26 protein-coding genes and 1 pseudogene are annotated in these 23,755 nt (G+C 57.7%); 10 read left to right on the forward strand and 17 right to left on the reverse strand.

Translation table 11 applies throughout. The features are described from left to right. Positions 1-180: 180 nt before the first annotated feature. Positions 181-1,539, forward strand: a complete 1,359-nt coding sequence (locus J2046_RS10780) for an NfeD family protein (RefSeq protein ID WP_210051683.1) — start codon at positions 181-183, stop codon at positions 1,537-1,539. Positions 1,540-1,565: 26 nt separating this feature from the next. Beyond that, positions 1,566-2,339 carry a slipin family protein gene (locus J2046_RS10785; RefSeq protein ID WP_210051684.1) on the forward strand — a complete coding sequence of 258 codons (774 nt, stop codon included), beginning with the start codon at positions 1,566-1,568 and terminating at the stop codon, positions 2,337-2,339. Between the two features lie 28 nt (positions 2,340-2,367). Here J2046_RS10785 and J2046_RS10790 read toward each other — a convergent pair whose 3' ends face one another. The 4 genes from J2046_RS10790 to J2046_RS10805 form a co-directional block, all read right to left on the reverse strand. Next, positions 2,368-3,393 carry a LacI family DNA-binding transcriptional regulator gene (locus tag J2046_RS10790; RefSeq protein WP_210051685.1) on the reverse strand — a complete coding sequence of 342 codons (1,026 nt, stop codon included), beginning with the start codon at positions 3,391-3,393 and terminating at the stop codon, positions 2,368-2,370. A gap of 80 nt (positions 3,394-3,473) precedes the next feature. Further along, positions 3,474-3,893, reverse strand: a complete 420-nt coding sequence (locus tag J2046_RS10795) for a VOC family protein (protein ID WP_210051686.1) — start codon at positions 3,891-3,893, stop codon at positions 3,474-3,476. A 53-nt stretch (positions 3,894-3,946) separates the two neighbouring features. Continuing rightward, positions 3,947-4,411, reverse strand: a complete 465-nt coding sequence (locus tag J2046_RS10800; protein ID WP_210051687.1) for a VOC family protein — start codon at positions 4,409-4,411, stop codon at positions 3,947-3,949. 47 nt (positions 4,412-4,458) lie between these two features. Next, a complete protein-coding gene (locus J2046_RS10805; protein ID WP_210051688.1) occupies positions 4,459-5,262 on the reverse strand; it encodes an aldo/keto reductase in 804 nt (267 codons plus the stop codon). A 161-nt stretch (positions 5,263-5,423) separates the two neighbouring features. Between J2046_RS10805 and J2046_RS10810 the strand changes: the two genes are divergently transcribed. From J2046_RS10810 to J2046_RS10825, 4 genes are read left to right on the forward strand one after another with little or no spacing between them, the layout of a single operon-like run. Next, positions 5,424-6,320 carry a carbohydrate ABC transporter permease gene (locus J2046_RS10810; protein WP_210051689.1) on the forward strand — a complete coding sequence of 299 codons (897 nt, stop codon included), beginning with the start codon at positions 5,424-5,426 and terminating at the stop codon, positions 6,318-6,320. Beyond that, a complete protein-coding gene (locus J2046_RS10815) occupies positions 6,317-7,231 on the forward strand; it encodes a carbohydrate ABC transporter permease (protein WP_210051690.1) in 915 nt (304 codons plus the stop codon). The genes J2046_RS10810 and J2046_RS10815 overlap by 4 nt, the downstream gene beginning before the upstream one ends. A gap of 3 nt (positions 7,232-7,234) precedes the next feature. Next, a complete protein-coding gene (locus J2046_RS10820; protein WP_210051691.1) occupies positions 7,235-8,338 on the forward strand; it encodes an ABC transporter ATP-binding protein in 1,104 nt (367 codons plus the stop codon). 32 nt (positions 8,339-8,370) lie between these two features. Beyond that, complete coding sequence (locus tag J2046_RS10825; RefSeq protein ID WP_210051692.1) at positions 8,371-9,639, forward strand: ABC transporter substrate-binding protein; 1,269 nt, start codon at positions 8,371-8,373, stop codon at positions 9,637-9,639. Positions 9,640-9,801: 162 nt separating this feature from the next. On the opposite strand, the gene J2046_RS10830 is transcribed toward J2046_RS10825, so the two are convergent. The 7 genes from J2046_RS10830 to J2046_RS10860 form a co-directional block, all read right to left on the reverse strand. Next, a complete protein-coding gene (locus tag J2046_RS10830; RefSeq protein ID WP_037145821.1) occupies positions 9,802-10,170 on the reverse strand; it encodes a cytochrome C oxidase subunit IV family protein in 369 nt (122 codons plus the stop codon). A gap of 11 nt (positions 10,171-10,181) precedes the next feature. Beyond that, positions 10,182-10,901 carry a heme-copper oxidase subunit III family protein gene (locus J2046_RS10835; RefSeq protein ID WP_210051693.1) on the reverse strand — a complete coding sequence of 240 codons (720 nt, stop codon included), beginning with the start codon at positions 10,899-10,901 and terminating at the stop codon, positions 10,182-10,184. Next, on the reverse strand, positions 10,898-11,620 hold the full coding sequence (locus tag J2046_RS10840; protein WP_210051694.1) for a cytochrome c oxidase subunit 3: 723 nt from the start codon (positions 11,618-11,620) through the stop codon (positions 10,898-10,900). Before J2046_RS10840 ends, J2046_RS10835 begins: the two co-directional genes overlap by 4 nt. Continuing rightward, positions 11,617-13,392: a cytochrome c oxidase subunit I gene (gene ctaD / locus J2046_RS10845; protein ID WP_210051695.1), complete on the reverse strand. Its 1,776-nt coding sequence runs from the start codon at positions 13,390-13,392 to the stop codon at positions 11,617-11,619. Before ctaD ends, J2046_RS10840 begins: the two co-directional genes overlap by 4 nt. A 43-nt stretch (positions 13,393-13,435) precedes the next feature. Next, complete coding sequence (locus J2046_RS10850; protein ID WP_210051696.1) at positions 13,436-14,251, reverse strand: cytochrome c oxidase subunit II; 816 nt, start codon at positions 14,249-14,251, stop codon at positions 13,436-13,438. Positions 14,252-14,918: 667 nt separating this feature from the next. Further along, positions 14,919-15,629 carry a pyridoxal phosphate-dependent decarboxylase family protein gene (locus tag J2046_RS10855; RefSeq protein WP_210051697.1) on the reverse strand — a complete coding sequence of 237 codons (711 nt, stop codon included), beginning with the start codon at positions 15,627-15,629 and terminating at the stop codon, positions 14,919-14,921. 247 nt (positions 15,630-15,876) lie between these two features. Then, positions 15,877-16,122, reverse strand: a complete 246-nt coding sequence (locus J2046_RS10860) for an Atu4866 domain-containing protein (protein WP_210051698.1) — start codon at positions 16,120-16,122, stop codon at positions 15,877-15,879. Positions 16,123-16,343: 221 nt separating this feature from the next. Here J2046_RS10860 and J2046_RS10865 point away from each other — a divergent pair, with 221 nt between their 5' ends. Beyond that, positions 16,344-17,318, forward strand: coding sequence for a LysR family transcriptional regulator (locus tag J2046_RS10865; protein ID WP_210051699.1), 975 nt, complete (start codon positions 16,344-16,346; stop codon positions 17,316-17,318). A gap of 165 nt (positions 17,319-17,483) precedes the next feature. Here the strand turns inward: J2046_RS10865 and J2046_RS10870 are convergent, their stop codons facing one another. The 6 genes from J2046_RS10870 to J2046_RS10895 all read right to left on the reverse strand — a co-directional run bounded on the left by J2046_RS10870 (position 17,484) and on the right by J2046_RS10895 (position 21,694). Then, a complete protein-coding gene (locus tag J2046_RS10870) occupies positions 17,484-18,059 on the reverse strand; it encodes a DUF308 domain-containing protein (RefSeq protein ID WP_210051700.1) in 576 nt (191 codons plus the stop codon). Positions 18,060-18,119: 60 nt separating this feature from the next. Then, a complete protein-coding gene (locus J2046_RS10875) occupies positions 18,120-18,482 on the reverse strand; it encodes a hypothetical protein (RefSeq protein WP_210051701.1) in 363 nt (120 codons plus the stop codon). A 183-nt stretch (positions 18,483-18,665) separates the two neighbouring features. Then, the gene (locus tag J2046_RS10880; RefSeq protein ID WP_210051702.1) at positions 18,666-19,442 is read right to left on the reverse strand and encodes a molybdopterin-binding protein; all 777 of its coding nucleotides are present in this window, start codon (positions 19,440-19,442) and stop codon (positions 18,666-18,668) included. Next, positions 19,439-20,293 (reverse strand): cytochrome b/b6 domain-containing protein, encoded by an 855-nt coding sequence (locus tag J2046_RS10885; RefSeq protein ID WP_210051703.1) that lies wholly within the window; start codon positions 20,291-20,293, stop codon positions 19,439-19,441. The genes J2046_RS10880 and J2046_RS10885 overlap by 4 nt, the downstream gene beginning before the upstream one ends. A gap of 105 nt (positions 20,294-20,398) precedes the next feature. Continuing rightward, positions 20,399-21,028, reverse strand: coding sequence for a hypothetical protein (locus J2046_RS10890; RefSeq protein WP_210051704.1), 630 nt, complete (start codon positions 21,026-21,028; stop codon positions 20,399-20,401). A 78-nt stretch (positions 21,029-21,106) separates the two neighbouring features. Next, positions 21,107-21,694 carry a TetR/AcrR family transcriptional regulator gene (locus J2046_RS10895; protein ID WP_210051705.1) on the reverse strand — a complete coding sequence of 196 codons (588 nt, stop codon included), beginning with the start codon at positions 21,692-21,694 and terminating at the stop codon, positions 21,107-21,109. Between the two features lie 190 nt (positions 21,695-21,884). Between J2046_RS10895 and J2046_RS10900 the strand changes: the two genes are divergently transcribed. The 3 genes and pseudogenes from J2046_RS10900 to J2046_RS10905 all read left to right on the forward strand — a co-directional run bounded on the left by J2046_RS10900 (position 21,885) and on the right by J2046_RS10905 (position 23,733). After that, positions 21,885-22,577: an aspartate/glutamate racemase family protein gene (locus J2046_RS10900; protein ID WP_210051706.1), complete on the forward strand. Its 693-nt coding sequence runs from the start codon at positions 21,885-21,887 to the stop codon at positions 22,575-22,577. Positions 22,578-22,766: 189 nt separating this feature from the next. Beyond that, positions 22,767-22,850 (forward strand): annotated as a pseudogene (locus tag J2046_RS34460) (DUF6429 family protein); the annotation flags it as partial. A 166-nt stretch (positions 22,851-23,016) separates the two neighbouring features. Continuing rightward, entirely contained in the window at positions 23,017-23,733 is a 717-nt protein-coding gene (locus tag J2046_RS10905; RefSeq protein WP_210051707.1) for a GntR family transcriptional regulator, read from the forward strand. Positions 23,734-23,755: the final 22 nt, after the last annotated feature.

Consider the following 23,755-nt stretch of genomic DNA (forward strand, 5'->3'; position numbering starts at 1 on the left):
CCGGAGACGCGTGCTTTTAGGCAGGAATTCGCATGATCAGTCATATTCCGACGATACATGCTGCATAGCCGGGAGCTGTGATCGAAAGGTCCTTATCTTACCGTTTTGCATTTCCGCCATATATTCCAGATCATGAACATTCGACGGAAAACCATGCGGTGTTTGAGGTTCTGGCGGTTAATGGCCCGAACCATCGTCCTGCTGCTTGCCCTGCCGGTTTTTGGTCTGTTCGCGGCACCGTCAACGGAACCCGCACATATGGCGATGGTGCTGAAGCTGAACGGTGCTATCGGTCCGGCGACGGCAGACTATGTCAGGCGCGGACTTCAGCGTGCCGATGAAGGTGGAGCGGGTTTGGTTGTCCTGCAGATGGACACGCCCGGCGGTCTTGACGCATCGATGCGCGACATCATTCGTGCGATCCTTGCCTCGCCCGTGCCAGTGGCAGGTTTCGTGGCCCCAAGCGGGGCGCGGGCTGCCAGCGCCGGCACGTATATTCTTTATGCAAGCCACATCGCGGCGATGGCGCCGGGCACCAACCTGGGGGCAGCAACACCGATTTCCCTCGGCGGAGGGTTCGGTCGGGGTCCGGAACCGGGCAACGATCGTCCGGCCGATCCCAACGGCAAACAGCGACAATCCCCGGACAACGCAAGTGAAGCAAAGGCCGTCAATGATGCGGTTGCCTATATTCGCGGTCTTGCGGAACTGCGCGGCCGCAATGCCGATTGGGCAGAACGTGCCGTACGTGAAGCTGCCAGCCTTTCATCGGTCGCCGCCCAGCGCGAACATGTCATCGATTTCACAGCAGCGACCGTGGAGGACCTCCTGGCGCAGGCTCAGGGCCGCGTTGTACGCGTTGGCCAGACAGACGTTCGGCTCGAAACCGCAGTCCTTGCCATCCATTATTTCGAGCCGGATTGGCGAACCCGGCTACTTTCAGTGATTACCGACCCGAACATTGCCCTCATCCTGATGATGGTGGGCATCTATGGTCTTATCTTCGAATTTCTCACTCCTGGAACATTTGTTCCTGGCACGATCGGAGGTATCAGCCTGCTTCTCGGCCTTTATGCGCTTGCATTGCTGCCGGTGAGTTATGCCGGTGTCGCGCTGATTGTCCTCGGTGCCGGGTTGACGGTAGCCGAGGCACATTCGCCATCCTTCGGTGCCCTCGGCATCGGCGGCACTGTAGCGCTGGTGCTGGGCGCGACCATCCTGTTCGATACGGATGTACCCGGCCTGGAGATTTCCTGGTCGGTGCTGGGGGGCATAGCCATTGCCAGCATCGTTTTCAGCGTTATCGTTGCTCGCCTCGCATTCACCTCGCGCCGGCGCGACGTCGTCACCGGCACGGAGCAAATGGTCGGTATCGCCGGCAAGGTTGAGAGCTGGAGCGAGACTTCGGGTTATGTGATCGCGCATGGCGAGCGCTGGAAGGCAATATCCACCGAGCCGCTCGTCGCCGGCGATGGCGTCAAGATAACAGGTAGAACCGGGCTGACGCTCGAAGTCACCAGAATTGCGCAGGAACGCTAGGGGCTTCTGGAAAACAGGAGGAAATCATGAGCATGTTTACGGATATCGCCTTTTATCTCGTCATCGTCCTTCTTCTGCTGCTCCTCATCGGTTCCGCGATCAAGATCCTTCGGGAATACCAGCGCGGCGTCGTCTTCACGCTCGGCCGTTTCACCGGCGTCAAGGGACCGGGATTGATCCTTCTCATTCCCTACGTGCAGCAGATGGTGCGGGTCGACTTGCGCACGCTGGTGCTCGATGTTCCCAGCCAGGACGTCATCTCTCGCGACAACGTTTCCGTCCGGGTCAATGCCGTGATCTATTTCAGGGTCATCGATCCCGAGAAGGCGACCATCCAGGTCGAGGACTTCATGATGGCGACGAGCCAACTGGCCCAGACGACCTTACGCTCGGTGCTTGGCAAGCACGATCTCGATGAAATGCTGGCCGAACGCGACAAGCTCAACAACGACATCCAGGAGATCCTCGACATTCAAACCGATGCGTGGGGCATCAAGGTCGCGAATGTCGAGATCAAACATGTCGACATCAATGAATCCATGATCCGTGCAATCGCCCGCCAGGCGGAAGCCGAACGTGAACGGCGAGCCAAGGTGATCAATGCCGAGGGTGAACAACAGGCCGCGGCGAAGCTGCTTGAAGCGGCCGAAATTCTCGCAAGACAGCCCGAGGCGATGCAACTTCGCTATCTCAACACGTTGAACGTCATTGCAGGCGAACAGAATTCGACGATCATCTTTCCGTTCCCGATCGATCTCGGCAATCTACTCCCGCTCAAGACGCGGAAATCGCCGGAGTAATTCAAGGATAACGTGACAACCTCTCCGATCAGGTCGTCGCGCGGACAATCAATTCAGGCTCGATCAACTGAGTTTCCGCGGGAAGCCGCGCCTCCTTGTTTTCCAGACGATGAAGGATGCGTGCAACGCCGATTCGACTGATTTCATCGGCTGCATAGTTCACGGTCGTCAGCGGCAAAACGCTGAATTCCGAGACTTCCGTATTGTCGTATCCGGCGATCGCCATTTGGCCGGGAACCGAAATCCCGTTTTCGCCGCACCACCGCAACGCTCCGGTGGCCAATGCGTCGGTTGAGGCGACAAGGGCAGTCGGCTTGTTGGGATCGGCCATCACGGCAGGCATCACCCGGTAGCCTTGGGTAGCTGAAGTTCCCTTGGCATTGTGAACAATGAGCGTATCGGTCGGAAGCCCCGCCTGACGGATTGCCTGGCGAATTCCGCGGCGTTTGTCGTCATTCCCGGACATGAAGCCGCCGTCCAGCATGGCGATCCGGCGGTGACCGAGCCCGAGAAGATGGCAAGCGACCTTGTAGGCACCCGCCATATCGTCGATTGCCACCGTATCGAGGCCCGATCCGCGCAGTTCGGCCAGCAGCAAAACAGGTGTCCCGGCCTCAGCGACGGCGACGATATGATCGAATTTTCGATGATGGGCGGGATATACCAGAATTCCGTCCACCTGATAGGACTGGAAACGCAGCAGCGCCCGTTTCTCACTTTCGACGCTGGTGTCGCTTGCCGCGAACATCATCCCGTAGCCGGCTTTGGTCAGTTCCCGCTCGATCGTGCGGGCAGCCAAGGTCAGCGTAGGGTTCATGATGTCCGTCAATACCAACCCGATAGTCCGCGTCGCATTGTTGGCCAGCGAGCGGGCGATATGGTTGGGAAAATAGTTGAGTTCCTCCGCCACCCTAAGGATTAGGTCCCGGGTCGACTCCGGCAGGCGGGGACTGCCCCGCAGGGCCAGCGATACCGTATTTTCTGAAAAACCCGTAGCTTTGGCCACATCCTTCAGCTTGGTTTTGGGTTTTGGTTTCACGACGCCCTTTTCCATGGGACCGACTTTTCTAGCCTGCCTGTGCCGGCATTCCGTCTTCCAGATGCAACAGACCGGTTGCCGAATTCAAGCGCCAATCACCAGTCCGCAACGCGGTCGCGGCCGGTAAACTGAGCGCTCTTATCTGTATATTCAAACAGTTCGATCCTCACTCCGTTGGGATCCCTTATCCACGCCTGATAGGTGTCGTCGCACGCGTACTTCTTGTTGGTGATATCGATACCTCTGGATTTGATATGCGCGATTGCCTCGTCGAGATTTTCGACCTCGAGGCAGAAATGGGTGATCTGGTTCGTGTCGCTATATGAGGTTCCATCCTTCTGGAAAACCTCGACATGGCTTCTGCCGCCGCAATTGAGATAGAAGCCGAAAATCCTGCCGTTACGCAGGAAGTTGAACTGCGTGTCGAGCCCCAGAACATCCTCGTAAAACGCGCGGGTCTTATCCAGGTCGTGTGCAAAGATGCAGACATGAGCGATCTGTTTTACCTTGATCATGAAAATCCTCCCGGCCAATATTGTCGGCCTCGTTTTGCGGTTTTCGACGGTTGCTAATAGACAGTCAGGACGTGGGGCTCACCGCCGGCGACCAGTGCTCTTTCAGCTTCGTACTGGATACAGTTCGGCGCCATTTCCTGGATTTCGATGCGATTCCCGTCCGGGTCTTCGATCCACATGCCCCAATTGCCGTCGACACCGCGTGTTTCCTTGCGGGGACGGCGAAGCTTGATGCCGGCTTCCGAAAGATCCCTTTCGGCCTGATCGGCATCGGCGACCGTGAGGCAGAAGTGGTTCAAGCCGGTTTTCTCGTTGGCCGGAGCGGGGGTGCCATCTCCTCCAGGGAATAGTTCAAGATAAAGATTATCGTTGATGCGGTGATAGACGATCCAGGGCTTGCCCTCCGCATCGAGCAGGCGGAGCATTTCGGGAAATCCAATCCTGTTGTAGAATGCCACCGATCTATCGAGATCGTTGACCTTGAAGGCAATGTGGCCAAGCGTCGTGAAGATACCCATCTTCTCCTCCAGATATGGCCGGTGTCTTGCCCGGCCTCCTCTTTAAATCAGTCCCACGCCGGACCCCATTCCGGGTTAATGTGACGCCTGCCGCAATCGAGACCTGCGATCGCCTCAAGGTCCTGTGCGTCGAGCTTCACGGATTTGGCAGCGAGGTTCGATTGCTGGCGGGCGCGTGAGCTCGCTTTCGGTATGATGATCGAGCCCCTGTTGAGCAGAAAGGCGAGCGCGACCTGGCTTGCGGCAACGCCATGTTTTTGCGCAATGGCATTCAGAACGGCGTCGCCTGAAACGTTGCCGCCTGCCAACGGCATGTAAGCGGTGACCCGTATGTTCGCCGACATGCAGTGATCTTCCAGAACGCGGTTCTGCAGATAGACGTGCTGTTCGAACTGGTTGGTCGCCAGGCGATTCTCACCTATTTCCGCGATGGCCTCATCGATATGTCTGCGCGTGAAATTCGAAATGCCAATCAACTTGCACAGACCTTCGTCCTGCGCTCTCGCCAGGTCTCCGATATAAGAGCGCACGCTCACCTCGTCGTAAGGTGCGGGCCAGTGGATGAGCACAAGATCGGCGTGATCAAGCCCCATAAGGGTGAGGCTTTCCCGAATGCTCTGCCGAATGCGTCCGAGGTTCTTGGCGGTGATTTTCGTCGTAATGAAAAATGAACCCCTCGGCAGTTCCGATTCACGGACAGCCTGTCCGGCATTTTCCTCCGTGCCGTAGGTTTGCGCGGTATCAAGATGCCGATATCCGAACAAAATTGCCGATTTCATTGAGGAAAGGCCGTCGTTTCCGGTCAGCCCGTATGTACCAAGCCCCACCGCCGGTATCTGGTCCCCAAGCATCGCCTTCCTCCCCGGCCTCTTTTCCGTGATGGCTTCCCGGCATCAACAAGGCCATTGACGTTTGGCAATGCTTACCTTTATATTAGCGCTAATACAAGATCTGTTTGCGATCATTTGCGGATGCCCTTCGCAAGCGACCACGGCGGGTCGGGGAGGAACAGATGGCAATTCGGTGGAGCTGGGCATCGCCCAGGATTGCGCTTATTCCCGCACTGACGACGACCGCCGTTGCGTTTCTCGGCGCAATTCTCTGGACGATCTGGATTTCGTTCACGCGCTCGCGGCGGTTTCCCGAATATACGATCGATCTCAGTTCCTGGAGCAGACAGTATGAACGGCTGTTCAATGACAGTTCCTGGACCACGGCGCTCGGAAATATCCTTGTGCTGGCAATCGGAAATGCGCTGGCAATTCTCTTCGGTTTCATACTTGCCGCGATGATCGAGCGGGAGAAGCGAGGGGAGGGGTTCTTCCGGACGATATTTCTCTATCCGCTGGCGCTTTCTCTCATCGTGACAGGCATTGCCTGGCGATGGATTTTCAATCCGGATCTCGGCGTCCAGAATTTCCTGCGGGGGCTTGGCTGGGAAAGCGCGAATTTCAACTGGCTCGCCGACACGCGGACAGCCATGTACGGAATTATTCTCGCCTCCATCTGGCACGGTCTCGGCTTCTACATGGCACTGATGCTGGCGGGGCTGAAATCGATCAATTCCGAGATATGGAGCGCGGCAAGGCTCGATGGTGTGAGCCTCTGGAAACTTTACACAGAGATCATCATTCCCATGATGAAGTTCACCTTTCTGACCTGCGCGATCCTGTTGTCTCTTGGTGTCGTCAAGACTTATGACATCGTCCTTGCAATGACCAATGGCGGGCCCGGCACATCGACCTGGACACCGGCCTATTTCGTGGTCAACTCGTTCGGCGCACGCGGCAATATCGGCTATGCCTCCGCTGCGGCCGTCATCATGCTTCTCATGACGGCCGCACTTTTCCTGCCTCTCATGCTCGTGACAGCCTGGCAAGCCCGACGGCGGGAGGGGCGCACATTATGACCGTTACCATCGAAGCAACGGCATTTGCCGCCGACCGGGTCAAGGTCAAACGGCGCCGGAGACGGATCCGGGGATCGAGCATCGCCATCCTCGTCTTCCTGACCATGTGCGCCGCTTTTGTCTCGGTTCCGCTCTATGTCGTGATCGTGACCTCGTTCAAGACGATGGACCAGATCGCGCAAGGACAGATCTTCTCGCTTCCGACGGAATGGACGCTAGAACCCTGGCGCTATGCGTGGTCGCAGACCTGTGCGGGCATGACTTGCAAGGGGGTGAGCGCCGGCTTCTGGACGTCGCTCAAGATATTGTTTCCGAGCCTGTTGCTGTCGATCGGCGTTTCATCGGTGACGGGTTATGCGCTGGCGCTCTGGAAGATCAACTGGGCGGGAACCTTCCTTTTCATCCTGTTCCTCTGCGCCTTCGTGCCTTTCCAGATCATCATGATCCCGCTTGTGGTGCTCGTCTCCTCGCTGGGCATCTTCGGCACAGTCTGGGCGGTTGCGCTCGTCCACGCCATCCTGTCGATGCCGTTGCTGACGCTGATTTTCCGGAATTTCTACAAGGACATTCCAGACGAGATCATCAAGGCGGCGATCATGGATTGCGGCTCCTTCTGGAAGATATTCCTGGAAATCATACTGCCGATGTCGGCCAACATCATGATCGTGGTGCTCATCCTGATGATCACCAGCGTGTGGAACGATTATCTGATCGGCCTCACCTTCGGGGGCGTCGGCACGCAACCGATGACCGTCATCCTCGCTAATACCGTGATCACCTCGTTCGGCGAAGTCCGGTACAACGTGAACATGGCCGCAGCACTTCTGACCGCCATCCCTCCGCTCGTCGTCTATTTCGGGCTTGGCAAGTTCTTCGTTGAGGGCATCACTGCCGGAGCAATCAAGGGATAGTCCATGCCTGACGTCGAGTTTCGCAATATTGTCAAGCGCTTCGGCAGTCTGACCGTGCTTGAGAAGCTGAATCTCAAGATTGCCGATGGCGAGTTTCTGGTGCTTCTCGGACCGTCGGGATGCGGCAAGACCACGCTGTTGAATATGCTTGCCGGCTTGCAGGAAACTTCGGACGGCACGATTGCGATCGGTAACCGGGATGTGACCGATCTCGATCCGAAGGATCGCGGTCTGGCAATGGTGTTCCAGTCCTACGCCCTCTATCCGACCAAGACCGTGAAGGGAAACCTGCTGTTCGGTCTTTCTGCTCAAAAGCTCGACAAGGCCGAAATGCAGCGACGTGTCGAATGGGCGTCAAAGCTTCTGCAGATAGATGCTCTGCTGGACCGCAAGCCGGCGCAGCTCTCCGGGGGGCAGCGCCAACGTGTCGCCATCGGCCGGGCGCTGGTGAAGAATGTCGATGTCTTCCTGTTCGACGAGCCGCTCTCGAACCTCGACGCGAAGCTCAGGACTGAAATGCGTCTCGAGATAAAACGTCTGCACAATGAACTGAAGAAGACGATCGTGTTCGTCACGCATGACCAGATCGAGGCAATGACGATGGCGACGCGGATCGCCGTCATGAATAGCGGTGTCATCCAGCAGATCGGAACGCCCGACGAAATCTATGAACGGCCGAAAAACCTCTTCGTCGCCTCGTTTATAGGGTCACCGGCGATGAACATGGTCCCCGCGACGGTCGTCGCCAATGGAGGCACGTGTGTGGCTCGGCACGAGCCGTCAGGCGTTCCCCTTCATCTCTCGCGCTATCAATTCGAGCACCAGCCCAAAACGGGGCAGAACGTCATTGCCGGCATGAGGCCGGAACATTTTTCCGTTGGGGAGATGCCTGAGGAGGCATGTGGCGCATATTTCGAATTGCCCGTCCGCTACACGGAAAAAACCGGAAGCGACGTAACTGCCTTTCTTGAAAGCGGCGGCGGGCTGATCGCTGTCCGTTTCGATTCCAAGCATTACCACGTACCGGCAGCGGGCGAACGTCTTCGGGTCAGCTATCCGGCTGACAAGTTCGATCTGTTCGACCCGAAGACGGAAGTGCGAATCTAGGCCGGAGGGCCTGATGACAGGGAGGAAATGGCATGAGATCCAAACTCGCAGGCATCGGGCTGGCGCTCGCGCTCGCTATCGCCCCCATCACCAAGACCAGCGCAGCCGATCTGACGATCTTCCATTCTTGGTCGAATGAAAGCGAAATCAAAGCTCTCAACGTGTTCGTGGATGCGCTGAAAGCCAAGGGCAACACCATCAAGGAACTGGCGGTTCCGCACGAGCAGTCGGGAGCAGGAGGCCCGATTGTGAGCCTGGTGATTGCCGGAACGCCGCCGAACATCTTTCTCACCGGCAATGCCGACGTCTATCGGGATATTCGTGATCGCGGGCTTGGCCAGACCGTGGGGGAATATTTCGACAAGATCGGCGCGACGCCGAATTTCCCGGCCGCCGTACAGGAAGCGATCAAGGTCGACGGCGAGGTGCGCAAGATCCCGCTCGGAATTCATATCGATGGCATGGTCTACTACAATATGAAAGTCGCAAAGGCTGCGGGCGTCGATCCGACGCAATGGAAGTCGGCGGACGATATGTTTGCCGACATGGATAAGGTGAAGGCGGCCGGCTACAATTTCATCGGCGTCGGCGGCAATACCTTTCAGGCAGGCTATCTGTTCCACGCTCTCATGGCGGCGGTAGCTGGTCCTGAAGTCTACAAGAAGTTCTACAACGTATCTGACGGCGGCAAGCCGGATCCGTCGGTGTTCGAGGAAAAGGGGCTTCGCGACGCGATCGAGATGTTCCGGAAGATCACTGCCCAGGCTGACGAAGGCTGGACGAACCGCCAGTGGAACGAAACTACGAATACGGTGATTTCGGGCAAGACACTGATGCAGTTCCACGGGGACTGGATGAAGGGGCAGTGGAAAGCCAACAACAAGGTGCTGGGCGAGGATTTCAACTGCATCAACTGGCCGGGCACCAAGGCTGTGGCTGTCACGGTCGACGCCATGGGTATCCTCGGTGGAGCTCCTGTCAGCAAGGATCAACTCGCCGCAGAATTCGACATGGCGTCGATTGCCGTCGATCCGGTCAATAATGGACAATTCGCAGCCTATAAAGGATCGACCCCGGTTCGGGTCGATGCGCCGGAGGACAAGCTCGACGCCTGCAACAAGCTGGTTCTGAGCAATCTTGCCAAGGACAATTCCAGCGTGCTCAATCCGTTCTATATTTCGGATTCGGACTGGATCAACTCGATCTGGAACACGATGTTCACCTTTCAGGGTGATCGGAACATGACGACAGACGATGTGATCGCCATGCTGAAAGGCGAATACGAGTCGATTTTCAACTGAAGCCCTCCCAGTGGACTGACTGCAAGCCGGGCGCGCGAATGCGTCCGGCATTTTTGTTCCCGGAATTGTCCTCACAGGTCGAAGCCGGAGTGATTGCGAAACCCCGGGCAAAGATGCGCAGGCGATCAGCAAGCTTGAAAGGAGGCTTCGGCGTCGCGCCAGTCAGGGAGCAGTTCCAAAGAAGGCGAGCCGGGTGAGGATGGTATAGTTTGCCTCCGAGACCATGAGGGCCGTGAAGACCAGCACCAGCGCCGGCGGCAGCAGGATGGCATAGACGAGCGCCAGCCGTTCCCAGGCCATGTGCATGAAGATGGCGACGATCAGCCCCGCCTTGAGCATCATGAACACGAGAATCAGCGACCAGCGGGCAAAGCCCTGGATTCCGAGATAATCGACCATGTAGGAAAAGGCGCTGAGCACAAAGAGCAGGCCCCAGACGAGAAGGTAAAGCCGGATCGGATGTTGCTGCCCGGTGTGCGTCTGTGTGCGTGCCTGCGTGTGCGTTTGAGCATGCGCGGTTGTCTCGCTCATGACGATCCTCCTCACCACAGATAGAAAAATGCGAAGATGAACACCCAGACCAGATCGACGAAATGCCAGTAGAGGCCCATGATCTCGACGGCTTCGTAGTGACCTTTCCTGCTGGTGAAGAAGCCGCGCCGCGCCTCATCGAAATCACCCCGCCAGACCTTGCGGGCAACGATGAAGAGAAAGATGACGCCAATCGTGACGTGAGTGCCGTGAAAGCCTGTGATCATGAAAAAGGATGAGCCGAACTGGGCCGCCCCCCAGGGATTTTCCCAGGGGCGCACCCCTTCCGATATCAGCTTCGTCCATTCGAAGGCCTGCATGCCGACAAAGGTCGCACCGAGAAGCGCCGTCGCCAGCATCAGGGCAGCCGTCCGGCCGCGCTCCCGGCGATAGCCGAAGTTGACCGCCATCGCCATGGTGCCGCTGCTTGAGATCAGCACGAAGGTCATGATCGCGATCAGGATCAGCGGAACATCCTGCCCGCCGATATGGAGCGCGAAGACCTCGCTTGGATTGGGCCAGGCGACGGGCGTCGACATGCGCGCGGTCATATAGGCCAGCAGAAAACATCCAAAGACGAAGGTGTCGCTCAAGAGAAAGATCCACATCATCGCCTTGCCCCAGGAGGCGGTTTTGAAGGCGCGCTGATCCGAGGCGAAATCGGAAGCGACGCCGCGCAGTCCGGCGGGGCGGAGATCAGGATTGCTGTGTGTCTGGAGAGACTGTGTCATCCGGGAATCCCCTGGTTCAGCAATTGACGGCAGAGATCGACGAAGTCGTTTGCCCAGCCGGCAAAGAGCCCAAAGAGCAAGAGCCAGACGGCGAGCAGGAAATGGGAGTAGATGGCGGAAAGATCCACGCTGAGGCGCAACCTGTCCTGTCGAGCATCCGCCACGAATGATCTGGCGGTCGTTCGGCCAAGCACGACAAGGCCACCGAGAACGTGCAGGCCGTGCAAGCCCGTCAGCATGTAGAAGAAACTGTTGGCGGGATTGTCGGCAAGCACGTAGCCGGTCGACATCAGTTCGCGCCACGCCTGGATCTGTCCGACGAGGAAGAGGGCAGCGAGCAGGAAAGCGGCGGCAAGCATTGGCTGCAGGATCTCCATATGGCCAAGCCGCGCTTCTCTTCTTGCCCATTGCAGCGCAACGCTACTCAGGACAAGCACGGCGGTATTCACCCAGAGCAATCGGGGGACCGGCATTCCTCCCCAGTCCGAGGCCTCCATCCGCATGAAATAGGCGCTGACAGAGAGGCTGAAGAGGGCGCCTACGACGCCGAGGAAGACATAGAGGCCGATTTTTACTGCCAGAACAGGCGGATCTTGCTCGCCTGCCACCGCCTGCACCGGACTTGCTTCAAGCCAGGGCTTCGAGGTCAACCGCTGCCCGGCCAGCCACCAGAAAATGATGGCACCGATCGCGGCGAGAAAGACCAGTGCGACGTTCATGCGACGACCTCCCTTGTAACCCCGCTTGCCGGTTCCGTCTGTGGGATGAAATCTTCGGCCGCTCCCGGCACGCTGTAGTCATAGGCCCAGCGGTAGACCACCGGCAGATTCTTGCCCCAATTGCCATGTGCAGGCGGGGTCTGCGGCGTCTGCCATTCGAGCGTTGTCGCCCGCCATGGATTGCCGCCTGCCTCCCGGCCCCTGAAGAGGCTCCAGACCAGATTGAACAGGAAGACGATCTGAGCCGCGCCCACGACGAGGGCCGTGACAGTGATGAAGACATTCAGCGTATGGGCCGAAGGCGGAACAAAGGCTGTCTCTCCCAGCTCGTAGTAACGGCGCGGCACACCGAGCAGGCCGAGATAATGCATGGGAAAGAAGATCGCGTAGGTGCCGAGGAAGGTGATCCAGAAATGGATCTGGCCGAGTGCCTCGTTCAGCATGCGCCCGGTCACCTTCGGATACCAGTGATAGATCGCTCCGAAGATGACAAGGATCGGCGCGACGCCCATGACCATGTGGAAATGCGCGACGACGAACATGGTATCGGACAGGGGAACGTCGACGACGACGTTGCCGAGGAAGAGGCCGGTCAGGCCGCCATTGACGAAAGTGACGATGAAAGCCAGCGCGAAAAGCATCGGCAGCGTCAGATGAATGTCGCCGCGCCACAAGGTCAGCACCCAGTTGTAGACCTTGATTGCCGTGGGGATGGCGATGATGAGCGTGGTCGTGGCGAAGAAGAAACCGAAAGCCGGGTTCATGCCACTGACATACATATGATGCGCCCAGACGATGAAGCTCAAGCCGCCGATGATGATGATCGCCCATACCATCATGCGGTAGCCGAAGATGTTCTTGCGCGCATGGGTGCTGATCAAGTCCGAGACGATGCCGAAGGCGGGGAGCGCGACGATATAGACCTCAGGATGTCCGAAAAACCAGAACAGGTGCTGGAACAGGATCGGGCTGCCCCCGCCATGCTGCAACTGCTCGCCCATTTCGACGATGGCAGGCATGAAGAAGCTCGTGCCGAGCAAACGGTCGAACAACATCATGACGCAGGCGACGAAGAGGGCAGGGAAGGCCAGTAGTGCCATCACTGTCGCGGTAAAGATGCCCCAGACGGTCAGGGGCATGCGCATCAGCGTCATCCCGCGCGTACGTCCCTGCAGCACCGTCACCACATAATTCAGGCCGCCCATGGTAAAGCCGATAATGAAGACGATCAGCGAGGAGAGCATCAGGAGGATGCCCCAGTCCCTGCCGCCGGGCGTGCCGGACAGAACGGCCTGTGGCGGATAGAGGGTCCAGCCGGCTCCCGTTGGCCCGCCCGGCGCAAAAAAGCTGGCGACCAGGATCAGTACGGCGAGCAGGTAGATCCAGTAGCTCAGCATGTTCGCATACGGGAACACCATATCGCGTGCGCCGACCATCAGCGGAATGAGATAGTTGCCGAAACCGCCAAGGAACAGTGCCGTCAGGAGATAGATCACCATGATCATGCCGTGCATGGTGATGAACTGGTAATAGCGGTCGGCATCGATGAAAGCGAAATAGCCGGGAAAGGCAAGCTGCAGGCGCATCAGCCAGGAGAGCACGAGCGCCAGAAGACCGATCGAAATGGCCGTGACCGAATATTGTACGGCAATAATCTTGGCATCCTGGCTGAAGACATATTTCGTCCACCAGCTTTTCGGATGATAGAGTTCGACATCCTCGACTTCGGCGGACGGGACGGTGCCTGCGTCGCCGGATGGAATCTCGACCATGATATCTCCTCCCTTTCCTTCCGATGCTGCCTTCCTGCCCGATTCAATTTGCCGGTTGCGGCTCTCCCAGTGCCAGAAGCTGGGTGAACGTCTGTTGCTGCTCCAGCCATGTCTGGTAGTTCGCTTCGTCATCGACGACGACAGTTCCGCGCATCTGCGAGTGGCCGACGCCGCAGAGTTCGGCGCAGAGTATCTCGAAGGTTCCAGTTCGCGTCGGCGTAAGCCAGAAATAGGTCACCATGCCAGGGATCATGTCCATCTTGGCGCGGAATTCCGGCACGTAGAAATCATGAAGGACATCGACGGAGCGCAGCAATACCCGAACCGGCTTACCGACCGGCAAGTGCAGCTCTCCACCCTCGATGATCACGTCGTCCAACCCTGCGGAATCGTTCGTGTTGAGGCCGAGTGGGTTTTCAGGAGTAACGTCGCGCGTATCCGACCGGCCGAGTTTCCCGTCGGCTCCCGGCAGCCGAAAGCTCCACAACCATTGCTGTGCCACAACCTCCACAGGGACGGCTTCGTCCGGCACCGTGACGAACTGGTTCCACACCACAAGGCCGGGCGCGAGCATGGCTGCGACACCGACCGCCGTTACCGATGCCAGCGTCCATTCCAGCTTGCGGTTCTCAGGCTCATAGGCCGCTCGGTTGCCTGGTCTGTGTCGGAAGCGGAAGACGCAATAGGCCATGAAGGATACCACAGCCACGAAGACGATGCCGGTGATCCAGAAGGTAATGACCAGCGTGCTGTCTATATAGGACCAGTTGGACGCGATCGGCGTCCACCACCAGGGGCTCAGCATGTGGAACAACACGGAGCCCACCACCAGCAAAACGAGAATCAGCACGACAGCCATTATCGCCCCTCCCTGAGCCGATCCGACCGTGGATATGAACCGCATTCCGCAAATATTCGGATCTTAGTATCTCATAAACAGAAAATGCATGCAATTACCGCAAGTTAGGTATATTCTAACCGGTCTGCTCCGCAATCGGTCAATTTGTAGCGCCGCTTCACACAGGTGATCTCTGCTCGTGCCTCAGGTCGCCAAATGCCGTCTTCGCAGCTTCCGAATTCAATTTTGGGTTGCAACGATGACTGCATAACGTCGTTTCGTCTCCCACACGCCGATTAACAGAAGAAAACGATATTCCATGGCAAACCTCATCCTCCTCAAGGTTGCCCAATCGCTTCAGCATCCACTGCTATCCTTGCGCGGATGAATTTGCGATCTCTAAAAAGTAGTCCTTCGCAGTGGCAAGTCAATCGGTTCCACCATTCGGAGGTCTCAAGCAACATATCTGGCTCCACGGGCAGTCACCTGATTTAAAGTTCGCAAGACATGAGATCGCATGCTGCTCGATAGAACTCCCCGCTGAGAGCCTCACTGATAACGGAGGGCAGGGGCCTAGATCCTGCGCCATCAAAACGCGGGGAGAGTGACATTCCAACTTTGCAGAAACAGGACACTTCAACATTGCGGCTACACACAAAAATCGCATAATATGCATTATGGAACATACTTATTCCTTGAACGCCGCGCGTACAATCTCATCTATGCCTGCTTGGACATCGTCGGCTGTGGTTGCCCAGTTGGACACGCTTATCCGCATTGCGGTCCGGCCTTGCCATACAGTCGCGCTGCACCAGAGAATCCCGCCCCTCTGGATTTTGTCCACAACAGACCTTGTTTCTTCCGCCGAGCCAAAAGAAACCAAAACTTGATTCAACACGACCTGATTCAAAATTTTGAACCCGTGGCTTGCAAGACCTCGTGCGAACGCCTGAGCTTGGTGGCAGCTTCCTGCTACCATATCCGCGACACCATCCCGCCCAAGGCTGAGAAGTGCTGCCCAAATGTCGACACCCCTTGCACGCCGCGACGATTCCGGGGCGTAGTGAGAGGGTTCGCGATCGGCCTGTGCGTCAGTGGTGGTCAGGCAAGCGGCGTTCAATGCCATGGCGGAACGCAGGTCATTCGCTTCTCGAACAAGAACGATCCCATTGTCATAGGGAACGTTGAGCCACTTGTGCCCATCGGTAGCCCAAGAATCCGCGTTGGGCACACCCTCGGCACGGAGCGCGAACTCCGGATGTGCAAGAGCCCAAAGGCCAAAGGCGCCATCGACATGGACCCATGCACCGGCGGCCCTAGCCCTCCGGCAGATGACCGCTGCCGGGTCGAAATCGCCAGTGTTGACGTTGCCTGCCTGCCCGCATTCTGCCACGCTCATCTGTGGGAACGCGGCTGACGCGATCACGGCCAAGACCAAGTAAGGAAAGTGCCTTCAATACGGTCACATGGACTTCATCGCTGACCACAACCCGAATTTCAGGCGCCCCAAAGAGGCCCTTGTATACCTTGATCATTGCACTCTCTCTTTCTGGAGTTGACCCGAAGCATTGGCCAACGTTCAGTCGTGTTTCTGCCTCGGGTTTAATGCGAGCCGAAAACAGTTCGATGGATTGGCGGTATGACGATCACTCGCGGTGAAACCGCATTCCAACGTGATGCAGGACGTCGTCGATAAATTCGCCGTCGGCGGTGAAGCCGGTGTCGTCCCAGTATTCGATATGATTTCCGGTAATTTCGTAGCGTCCCTGATAGGCGCTCTTCTTGTTGCCTCGCGCCTCGTCGTAGCGCCCGTTTGGCAGCAGTTCCTGGCGGATATACCCATCCTCCGTCACCCACATTCCGACAAACGGATGTGCGTTACTATCGGTCATCTCCACCTCCTTGCACCCTGCGTGCCCTTTGGGTGATGCCGCCTGTGCAAGGGTTGCTGAAAACGAAGCTCATGCGCGGGATAGAGAACGTAAGCTTGCCTGCTGTTTGCATGTTGCAGTCCCTTCTGTTGACCGCAATATGTGCCTCGATTTAAAAGACATCCAATATATCGTATGTTTATTACGATACGTTCCACGTATCGGTCGTGGGGAAGGATCAAATGGAGCTGAGGCACCTGCGCTACTTTATCGCCGTTGCGGAGGAAGGTAACTTCCGGCGGGCGGCCGAAAGGGTGGGGATTGCCCAACCTCCGCTCAGCAGCCAGATCAAAGACCTCGAGGATGAGATCGGCGTTCAGCTTTTCCGCCGGCTACCACGAGGTGCCGCTTTGACGGAGGCGGGCGAGGCCTTCCTGGCGGAGGTCCACGTAATCTTTGGGCAGCTCGAATATGCGAAGAAGATGGCCCTGCGTGGTGCCGCCGGCGAGTTCGGGCGATTGAGGGTAGGCTTTACGGGATCGGCGGCATTCAACGAAGCCGTCCCTAAAATCATCCGATCGTTTCGGCGTGCCTATCCAAAGGTCGAGATCACGCTTGTGGAACTGAATACCGTGCAACTGCTGGAACAACTGAGGCATCGTTCGATTGATGCCGTCTTCATTCGTCCCGGACCGAAGGCGCCGGAAGGCTTGGCCGTCACATCCCTTCCCGAGGACGCAATGATGGTCGTCCTCCCCTCCGGTCACAGGCTGGCGAGCGAATATGCTATTCCCCTCACTGCGCTGAAGGATGAGCCGCTGGTCCTGCATTCCCGTGCTCTCGGGCCCTATCTCTACGACGAAGTTATCGACGCTTGTCGACGGGCTGGTTTCGAGCCGATCATCGGGCAGGTCTCGCCCCAGATCACATCGATTGCAAACCTGGTTGCCGTTGAGCTAGGCGCTTCCATTGTTCCTGCCCCTTTGTCCAGCGTCAACGTACCAGGCGTGGTCTTCCTCCCGATCGTCGGGCCCGCGCCGCGTGCTCGTCTTGCATTGGCGACGCATCCTGATGACCATTCCGTTGTCACCAGAAATTTCCGAGAGCAGGTACGAGCGAACATCACACGGTCGAGACATGATCCGCCACCTCAGCGAAGATCCCGAGACGCCACTGGCCCCTGCCATATTGCGGCATGCGACATCGAGGCGCTTTAGCTTCGACTGAGAGTCGTCTTCCAGATTGGAGTCGCCGGCTTTACTGGTTTTGCCGGGGCTGCCGTGCTTCTTTGGACGGATGTCCGCGCCTGGATTTCTGTGTGATCGACATGCATAACGATACCGAAGCCGCCGCGTGCTTCGCGACGGCCTCCTCAACGTTTGCTACGCCCTTTCCAACCATATTTCACTTACGGTGAGCCATATGGCCGAGACGAGAAAGTAGAAGGCACCCAAGCCGGCATATCCTGCTATACTGGCGATCGAAGGTGCTTCCGGCAACTGCGCCTGGGCGATGAAGAAGGCGCCGGCAACAGCGGATTGCCCACCGCTGAGGATCATGGCCCACTGGCCCCCGCTTGTCTTCCAGCGCCGGACGGCCGCCGCGAGTTGAAGGAGGCCAGAAAAGATCGCCCAGAGGCCAAAAACACCGAGAACCCAATTCATGCTCATGGTGAGGGCGACGATCACGGCAAATGTCATCAACGAACTGACCACAACATTGATCGCCTGGCTCCGATTGCTCGCCAAGCCACCGCTTTGCGCTGCATCGACATAGTTCGCGATCGCATCCCATGCCGGATATATGATCAACAAGATGGCCGCCACCGGGAACAATTGGCGTCCGGCAGTCAGCGCCAATACAACCCAAATTATTGAAAATGCTGCCCGAACGAAATAATACCGCTTCAGCCATTGTTGCTTGCCGCGGTTACCGAAGCCTGCCTGGTCGTTTGTCATGATACCGTCCTGGTTTGATTTTCACGTGATTGTATTTCTAGGGAAAATACTCTGGTACGTTCAAAGGTAGCCGACACGTTCTCCAAAGGGTGTGCTTTCTTCCCAGTCCCATTCGCCTATGCGCTCGCTCTCTCCAGAGAGCCGCGGCGGTGAGTGATCTTCGTCAAGAGCACCATTTTCAGCCTCCCCATTCATCGGGATGCTGTCGCCGTTGATATCAGTGTTGACAGCCGGATTCTCGTTCTGGCCATCTTGAGTTCTTTTCCGCCGCTCCAATGCAGCGTTGATAGCCGACTGTCTGTTCGCGACCCAGGCGTTGTCAGAATCCGACGTAATCGATGTGGTGAAGCAGGTTTCCACGGCGGCCGATGATGATGTCGCCGATACGGGCTCAACCTTCTCCACTCGTCTCCGACTGCTCATCTGCTTCTCCATGTTTGGCTTGAGCGAAGCCTTTCGGCTTTGGCTCTACTCACTGAAATCCGACATCAATCTGCTGGACGGCGGTGTACCCTCAATCAGGACACAGTTTCGTTCGATCGGCCGCAATAGGCGGTCTGGCGTAGACCGAAACCGCCGCTGACAAGTTCGGACCCGACACGGAGCCTAGATGCCGGCGTACCATTCGTATCCGCGGTCCTCCCAGAAACCGCCATTGCCTCCCCACAGGCTAGAGAAACTGTCGACCAGTTCGATGCGCATGATGTATTTCGCCTGCTTGTAGCCTAGCTGCCGCTCGACCCTCAGGCGCAGCGGAGCGCCGTGACCGATGCTGAGCGCCTGCCCGTTCATCTCGTAAGCAAGGATAGTCTGCGGATGAAACGCATCGACAAGATCGATGCTTTCATAATATCGGCCGCTTCCGTCCAACGTCCTCTCGAGTTCGTCGGCGCAATGAAAGACCGCGTAGCGCGCGGTTGGCTTGACGCCGGTGCGGTTCAAGATGCTCATCAGCGGGACACCGGTCCATTTGCCGATGGCACTCCAACCTTCGACACAGTCGTGACGGGTGATCTGGGTACGAGCGGGAAGCTTCCTAAGATCGGCGAGCGAAATCTCCTGCGGCCGTTCCACCAAGCCGCCTACCTTCAATTTCCAGCCCTTGAACTCACCTTCTGCCAGCACCGCGTATTCGTCGCTGTCGGGTACACTCGTACCGTTCACACGGAAGGACGGTGAAATGTCGGCCTCGGTGAATTCGCGGGCCAGGGCATTGCGACCCTGGAGCAGCCTTTGCGCCTTCATCGTCAGTTGCTCGGCCGAGCGCAGGACGGCGTCGATGTCACCGTTTTGATCCAGCACATCGCAGCCAGACAAGGCCAGCGCACCTGCGCCCAATGTGCTGCCAACGAGGAACCGGCGACGAGTGAAAACGTGGCTCATGACTTCGGACCTTTCTCGTGGATCGCATAGCGACCCGTGATCATCGAGCGGATGTTGTTCCAGGTGCCCGACAGCACGACCATCGCAACGTGAACGATGACGAAGAGCACCAGGAGCGATGCCGTGATGAAATGGATGGTGCGAGCGGATTGGCGCCCGCCGAAAATATCGACTAGCGCAGGAAGAGCCGCATTCATGCCGGGGGACATCGTCAGACCGGATAGAACCATCAGAGGCAGCAGCACGAAGATCACCGCCAGATAGGTCAATTTCTGAAGAGCATTATAGTGCCTGGCTTCCTCCCCTTCCGGGAAGCGAAGGCGAGCGTGGTCGAGAATCTCATGCCACAGATGTCGCGGCGACAGCTGATGCGATGACGGTGCAAGGTCTCGCCGGAAATGCCCGCTTAGGATGCTGAAGCCGAGATAGAGGACGCCATTGACGAGGAACAGCCAGGCAAAGAAGAAATGCCAGCGGCGCCCCGCCGCGAGATCCTGGAACGACGGGATCGTGGCCCAGGCCGGGAAAGCCCGCGGGGTCAATTCGCCGTCGACCTCCGAGACGCCCAGAATGCCGGTCGTGGAAAACTCCACGCCGGCGATACGCACAAAGCCGCGCGCGTCGTCTCCCCGCACGTCGGAGCCAATCGTGACGATGGCAGGGTCGCCGTCTGCGCCGAAATGGCCCCAGTACAATTCGGGGTGAGCGTTAAAGATCTGCAGCCCGCTCAGCAGAAGGAAGCTCAAGCAAAGCGCGTTCAGCCAATGCGTGAGCCGCGTGACCAGCGAGTGCCGGCGGATGAATATCGTCCGGGGAGATCGAACGTTGTCGTTGATTGCATTCTCATTCATCTCGGCATCCTTCGTCCTGACATCCGTTCAACTGCATGTCGGGCGGCCTTCCAATGAGGTGCCGGTCGGCCTCGTAGGGCGGAAGGACCGACCGGCAAGACGTGGTCACATAGGCGGAACCACGCCATCTTTCCCGACGACAAGCTGATGAGCGATCGCGCCGTCCGCAGTTTTCTCGGCGGGGATGAAGACGACCGCATCAGCAACCAGATCGTCTTTGGTCGCCGGACCAAAGGTCACGATGGGCGTGCCATCCGGAATGGAAATCTTCTTTTCCTTTCCGTGATAGGAGACCGTGACTGTCCGACCGTCGACGTCCTTGACGGCGTCTGCGACCGTCGCATTTGTCATGCTGCTGTTCGGCTTGAGGTCCCAACCGTAGCTGCCCTCGCCCATGCCCTTCAGGGCCGGCGGGAAGATAAGCACTTCAAGCGCTCCATCGCCGCCGCCCTCTTTCGGCAGAGATGCGATGCCGACGAAGACACCCGGCTTGATATCCGTCACGTCTGCCTTTGCGACGCTGGAGACCTGCCATCCGTCAGCAAGGGTAACAGAGAGGGTCTCGCCTTCACGGGTCTTCACCTCGAGGGTAGATCCGCTGTAGCTGAGGATGCTGCCCCGGACATTAATGTGATCGGCCTTCGACTCTTCGGCCTGTATCGGCGCAGCAATCACCACCGCCGCCGAAATGCCGGACACCCCGATGAGCAGTGCGGAGAGAATGTTCTTTATCATATTTTATCATCCTACTAGTTGGTAGACATTCAAAGTGAAGTTCGTGCCCTTGGGCCGTAGGTCTGGCCCAAAGGCTGATTAAGCCCCGGTTGGAGACAGCCGTTGCAGGGTGGGCGTCAGGATGACGCCGAACACGTCGGGCATACCGTACGCCCGTGCCGAGAGCATCGCTCCATGAACCGATGCCATGAATGCCTCAGCCTCGACTTTGGGTTCGCTGGAGAGGCGCAATGATCCTTCCTTGCAGCCGCGCTCCATCACTGAGGTAAGCCAGGTCGCCAGGAAGCGGAAAAAGGCCTTCACCTCCACCGCGACTTCCGGCGGCAAGGCCGGCATTTCACTTGCAAGCATCGCGCAAACGCAAAACGGCCGGCTCGCATCCTCAATGCAACTTGCCCAATGATCCGCGTATACTTTAAGTATCTCGAACGGGTCCTGCACATTCTGCCCCAAAGCTGCGACCGCGGCTTCGGCGTCTTCACGGTAGCGCGATACGAGCGTGCGGACGAGATCGGTCTTGGTCGGGAAATGGTGATGAATGCTGGCCTTGCGAATCTTGACGACGTCTGCGATGTCCGCGTAGCTGAAGCCGTTGTACCCGCCGTTCATGATGAGGGTGCGGGCGGAAGCCAGGATTTCGTCGGAGGTTGTTGAAAGATTACTCATGCCCTTACCTACCTTCCAGTAGGAAGGGCGTCAAGCGAATTGTGAAAAGGCCTTAAAGTTCGCAGGAGTGCCGCGTCCGGCTTCAACTATGGGCTCCAAAGATCATCGACGTGCAATGTCATATAATTTGCCGCAGGCGGATATCGTGCGAGCAGGAAGATTCAGCAGAAAGCCGCGGGAAGGTGAACCTATGAAGACAATTGGAATTCTTGGCGGAATGTCGGCCGCTTCCACACAGATTTACTATCGCGAGCTTTGCAACCGGACCCGAGAGCGATTAGGAGGGCTTCATTCTCCCGAGTTGCTCATTCGGTCTCTTGATTTTGCGGCCATCGAAGCCTTGCAGATGGCCGGAGAATGGGAGCAGGCGGGCGAGATCCTGAACCGGGAGGCAAAGGCACTTGAGCGTGGAGGAGCAGATTTTATCATCCTTGCCACGAATACTATGCACAAGCTTGCCGACCAGATGATGCTGGGCGTTTCCATCCCAATGTTGCACATTGCCGATGCCACCGCCGCCCGCATCCAGCAGCAGGGCTTGCGCTCGCCGGGCCTGATGGCAACCGCCTTCACGATGGAGCAGCCTTTCTACATCGATCGGCTAGTGGAGGCCGGCCTCGCGCCCATCATACCGGAAACAGCCGATCGGGCCGAGACGCATCGCATTATCTACGAGGAGCTTTGCTGCGACGTTGTCACCGAGAAGAGCGAGGCGGCTTATATCACCATCGCCCAGCGCCTTGCCGACCGCGGGGCGGATTGTTTGATTCTCGGATGCACGGAAGTCGGGATGTTGCTCAATCAGAGCAATGTGACAGTGCCGGTGTTCGATACAACCGTAGTGCATTGTGACGCCGCGCTGACCATGGCGCTTGGCGCGTAGATGGAGTGGGAGAAAAACCTGCCGTAAACGTTGAACTTAGAGGTGGCTCGGTTCGTTTGACCAGTTTTAGGCGTTTTGCAAAGTGGATTCCCACCTGCTGTCACCATCACCGTTGCCAGCACGTCGAAATAGACCTCAATTGCCGCCGGTCAGCGCGAGCCGAGCACAGCCCCCGAAGCAGGCCGGCCATCGAAGTCATTGATCCTGGCCGATGAAGGCCTGGAGCGTTCGGAGGCCTTGTTCCGGAAGCTGTTGACGCCGTCGTCGCAATAGCGGCCCCTTTTTGGGCTTTCCACTCCCACGGCAGCATATATTGTGAAACCAAAGACCGTGCCTAAGATCCAGAAATCGAGTCTTCTTGGCATATAGGGATTTTCTGTCGACACAATGTGTGCAATTGTCGCCCCAGCATCGCTGGCGTTGCATGGGACGGTGATTGATGGTGGCGAAAGAAACGGCAAAAAACGGTGTTACCCGCGTCCGCGGCTCCGGCACCCAGAGCGTCTATACCGTACTCCGCCGTGAGATTCTCGCCATGACGCTGACGCCGGGTAGCCCGCTTGACGAGGTCCGGCTGTCGGACCGTTTCGGCATGTCGCGCACACCGATCCGTGAGGCGCTGCTGAGACTTTCCGGCGAAGGCCTCGTCACGACGCTGCCCAATCGCAATACGATTGTCGCGCCTATCGATTTCGCGGCGCTACCCACCTATTTCGACGCGCTGACGCTGATGTACCGCGTAACCACTCGCGGCGCAGCATTGCACGCGACATCGGGGGCAATGGGCGATATCCGCAGGCGTCAGGAGGAATTCGCCGCGGCCGTGGTCGCCCGCGATGCCTTCGCGATGATCGAAGCTAACCGCGAATTCCATGTGGCAATCGCCGAACTTGCCGGCAATCCCTATTACACCGCCTTTTTTACGCGGCTTCTCGATGAAGGACGACGCATCCTGAGGCTCTACTACCGCACCTTCGATGACCGCCTGCCCCGCCAATATGTCGATGAACACGAAGAGATGATCGTTGCGATCGAGGCCCGCGATCCAGAGCGCGCCGACCAGCTCGCCATCAGGCATGCCGCCCAGATCGTCAAACAGATCCAGGACTATGTCGCCCGCGATCTCGGCCATCCGATCGATCTCTCGGCCAGCTGACCATACCTTCCGAATTCGTCAC

The organism is Neorhizobium petrolearium (assembly GCF_017873175.1).
Taxonomy (GTDB): Bacteria; Pseudomonadota; Alphaproteobacteria; order Rhizobiales; family Rhizobiaceae; genus Neorhizobium; species Neorhizobium petrolearium.

Coding starts and splice junctions, on each gene's coding strand:
- J2046_RS10890 (WP_210051704.1), bottom strand. CDS start 21,028: ATGATAAAGAACATTCTCTCCGCACTGCTCATCGGGGTGTCCGGCATT.
- ctaD (WP_210051695.1), bottom strand. CDS start 13,392: ATGGTCGAGATTCCATCCGGCGACGCAGGCACCGTCCCGTCCGCCGAA.
- J2046_RS10865 (WP_210051699.1), top strand. CDS start 16,344: ATGGAGCTGAGGCACCTGCGCTACTTTATCGCCGTTGCGGAGGAAGGT.
- J2046_RS10885 (WP_210051703.1), bottom strand. CDS start 20,293: ATGAATGAGAATGCAATCAACGACAACGTTCGATCTCCCCGGACGATA.
- J2046_RS10785 (WP_210051684.1), top strand. CDS start 1,566: ATGAGCATGTTTACGGATATCGCCTTTTATCTCGTCATCGTCCTTCTT.
- J2046_RS10875 (WP_210051701.1), bottom strand. CDS start 18,482: ATGAGCAGTCGGAGACGAGTGGAGAAGGTTGAGCCCGTATCGGCGACA.
- J2046_RS10820 (WP_210051691.1), top strand. CDS start 7,235: ATGCCTGACGTCGAGTTTCGCAATATTGTCAAGCGCTTCGGCAGTCTG.
- J2046_RS10850 (WP_210051696.1), bottom strand. CDS start 14,251: ATGGCTGTCGTGCTGATTCTCGTTTTGCTGGTGGTGGGCTCCGTGTTG.
- J2046_RS10805 (WP_210051688.1), bottom strand. CDS start 5,262: ATGCTTGGGGACCAGATACCGGCGGTGGGGCTTGGTACATACGGGCTG.
- J2046_RS10860 (WP_210051698.1), bottom strand. CDS start 16,122: ATGACCGATAGTAACGCACATCCGTTTGTCGGAATGTGGGTGACGGAG.
- J2046_RS10905 (WP_210051707.1), top strand. CDS start 23,017: ATGGTGGCGAAAGAAACGGCAAAAAACGGTGTTACCCGCGTCCGCGGC.
- J2046_RS10780 (WP_210051683.1), top strand. CDS start 181: ATGGCCCGAACCATCGTCCTGCTGCTTGCCCTGCCGGTTTTTGGTCTG.
- J2046_RS10790 (WP_210051685.1), bottom strand. CDS start 3,393: ATGGAAAAGGGCGTCGTGAAACCAAAACCCAAAACCAAGCTGAAGGAT.
- J2046_RS10810 (WP_210051689.1), top strand. CDS start 5,424: ATGGCAATTCGGTGGAGCTGGGCATCGCCCAGGATTGCGCTTATTCCC.
- J2046_RS10900 (WP_210051706.1), top strand. CDS start 21,885: ATGAAGACAATTGGAATTCTTGGCGGAATGTCGGCCGCTTCCACACAG.
- J2046_RS10800 (WP_210051687.1), bottom strand. CDS start 4,411: ATGGGTATCTTCACGACGCTTGGCCACATTGCCTTCAAGGTCAACGAT.
- J2046_RS10895 (WP_210051705.1), bottom strand. CDS start 21,694: ATGAGTAATCTTTCAACAACCTCCGACGAAATCCTGGCTTCCGCCCGC.
- J2046_RS10815 (WP_210051690.1), top strand. CDS start 6,317: ATGACCGTTACCATCGAAGCAACGGCATTTGCCGCCGACCGGGTCAAG.
- J2046_RS10855 (WP_210051697.1), bottom strand. CDS start 15,629: ATGAGCGTGGCAGAATGCGGGCAGGCAGGCAACGTCAACACTGGCGAT.
- J2046_RS10835 (WP_210051693.1), bottom strand. CDS start 10,901: ATGACACAGTCTCTCCAGACACACAGCAATCCTGATCTCCGCCCCGCC.
- J2046_RS10840 (WP_210051694.1), bottom strand. CDS start 11,620: ATGAACGTCGCACTGGTCTTTCTCGCCGCGATCGGTGCCATCATTTTC.
- J2046_RS10830 (WP_037145821.1), bottom strand. CDS start 10,170: ATGAGCGAGACAACCGCGCATGCTCAAACGCACACGCAGGCACGCACA.
- J2046_RS10870 (WP_210051700.1), bottom strand. CDS start 18,059: ATGACAAACGACCAGGCAGGCTTCGGTAACCGCGGCAAGCAACAATGG.
- J2046_RS10825 (WP_210051692.1), top strand. CDS start 8,371: ATGAGATCCAAACTCGCAGGCATCGGGCTGGCGCTCGCGCTCGCTATC.
- J2046_RS10795 (WP_210051686.1), bottom strand. CDS start 3,893: ATGATCAAGGTAAAACAGATCGCTCATGTCTGCATCTTTGCACACGAC.
- J2046_RS10880 (WP_210051702.1), bottom strand. CDS start 19,442: ATGAGCCACGTTTTCACTCGTCGCCGGTTCCTCGTTGGCAGCACATTG.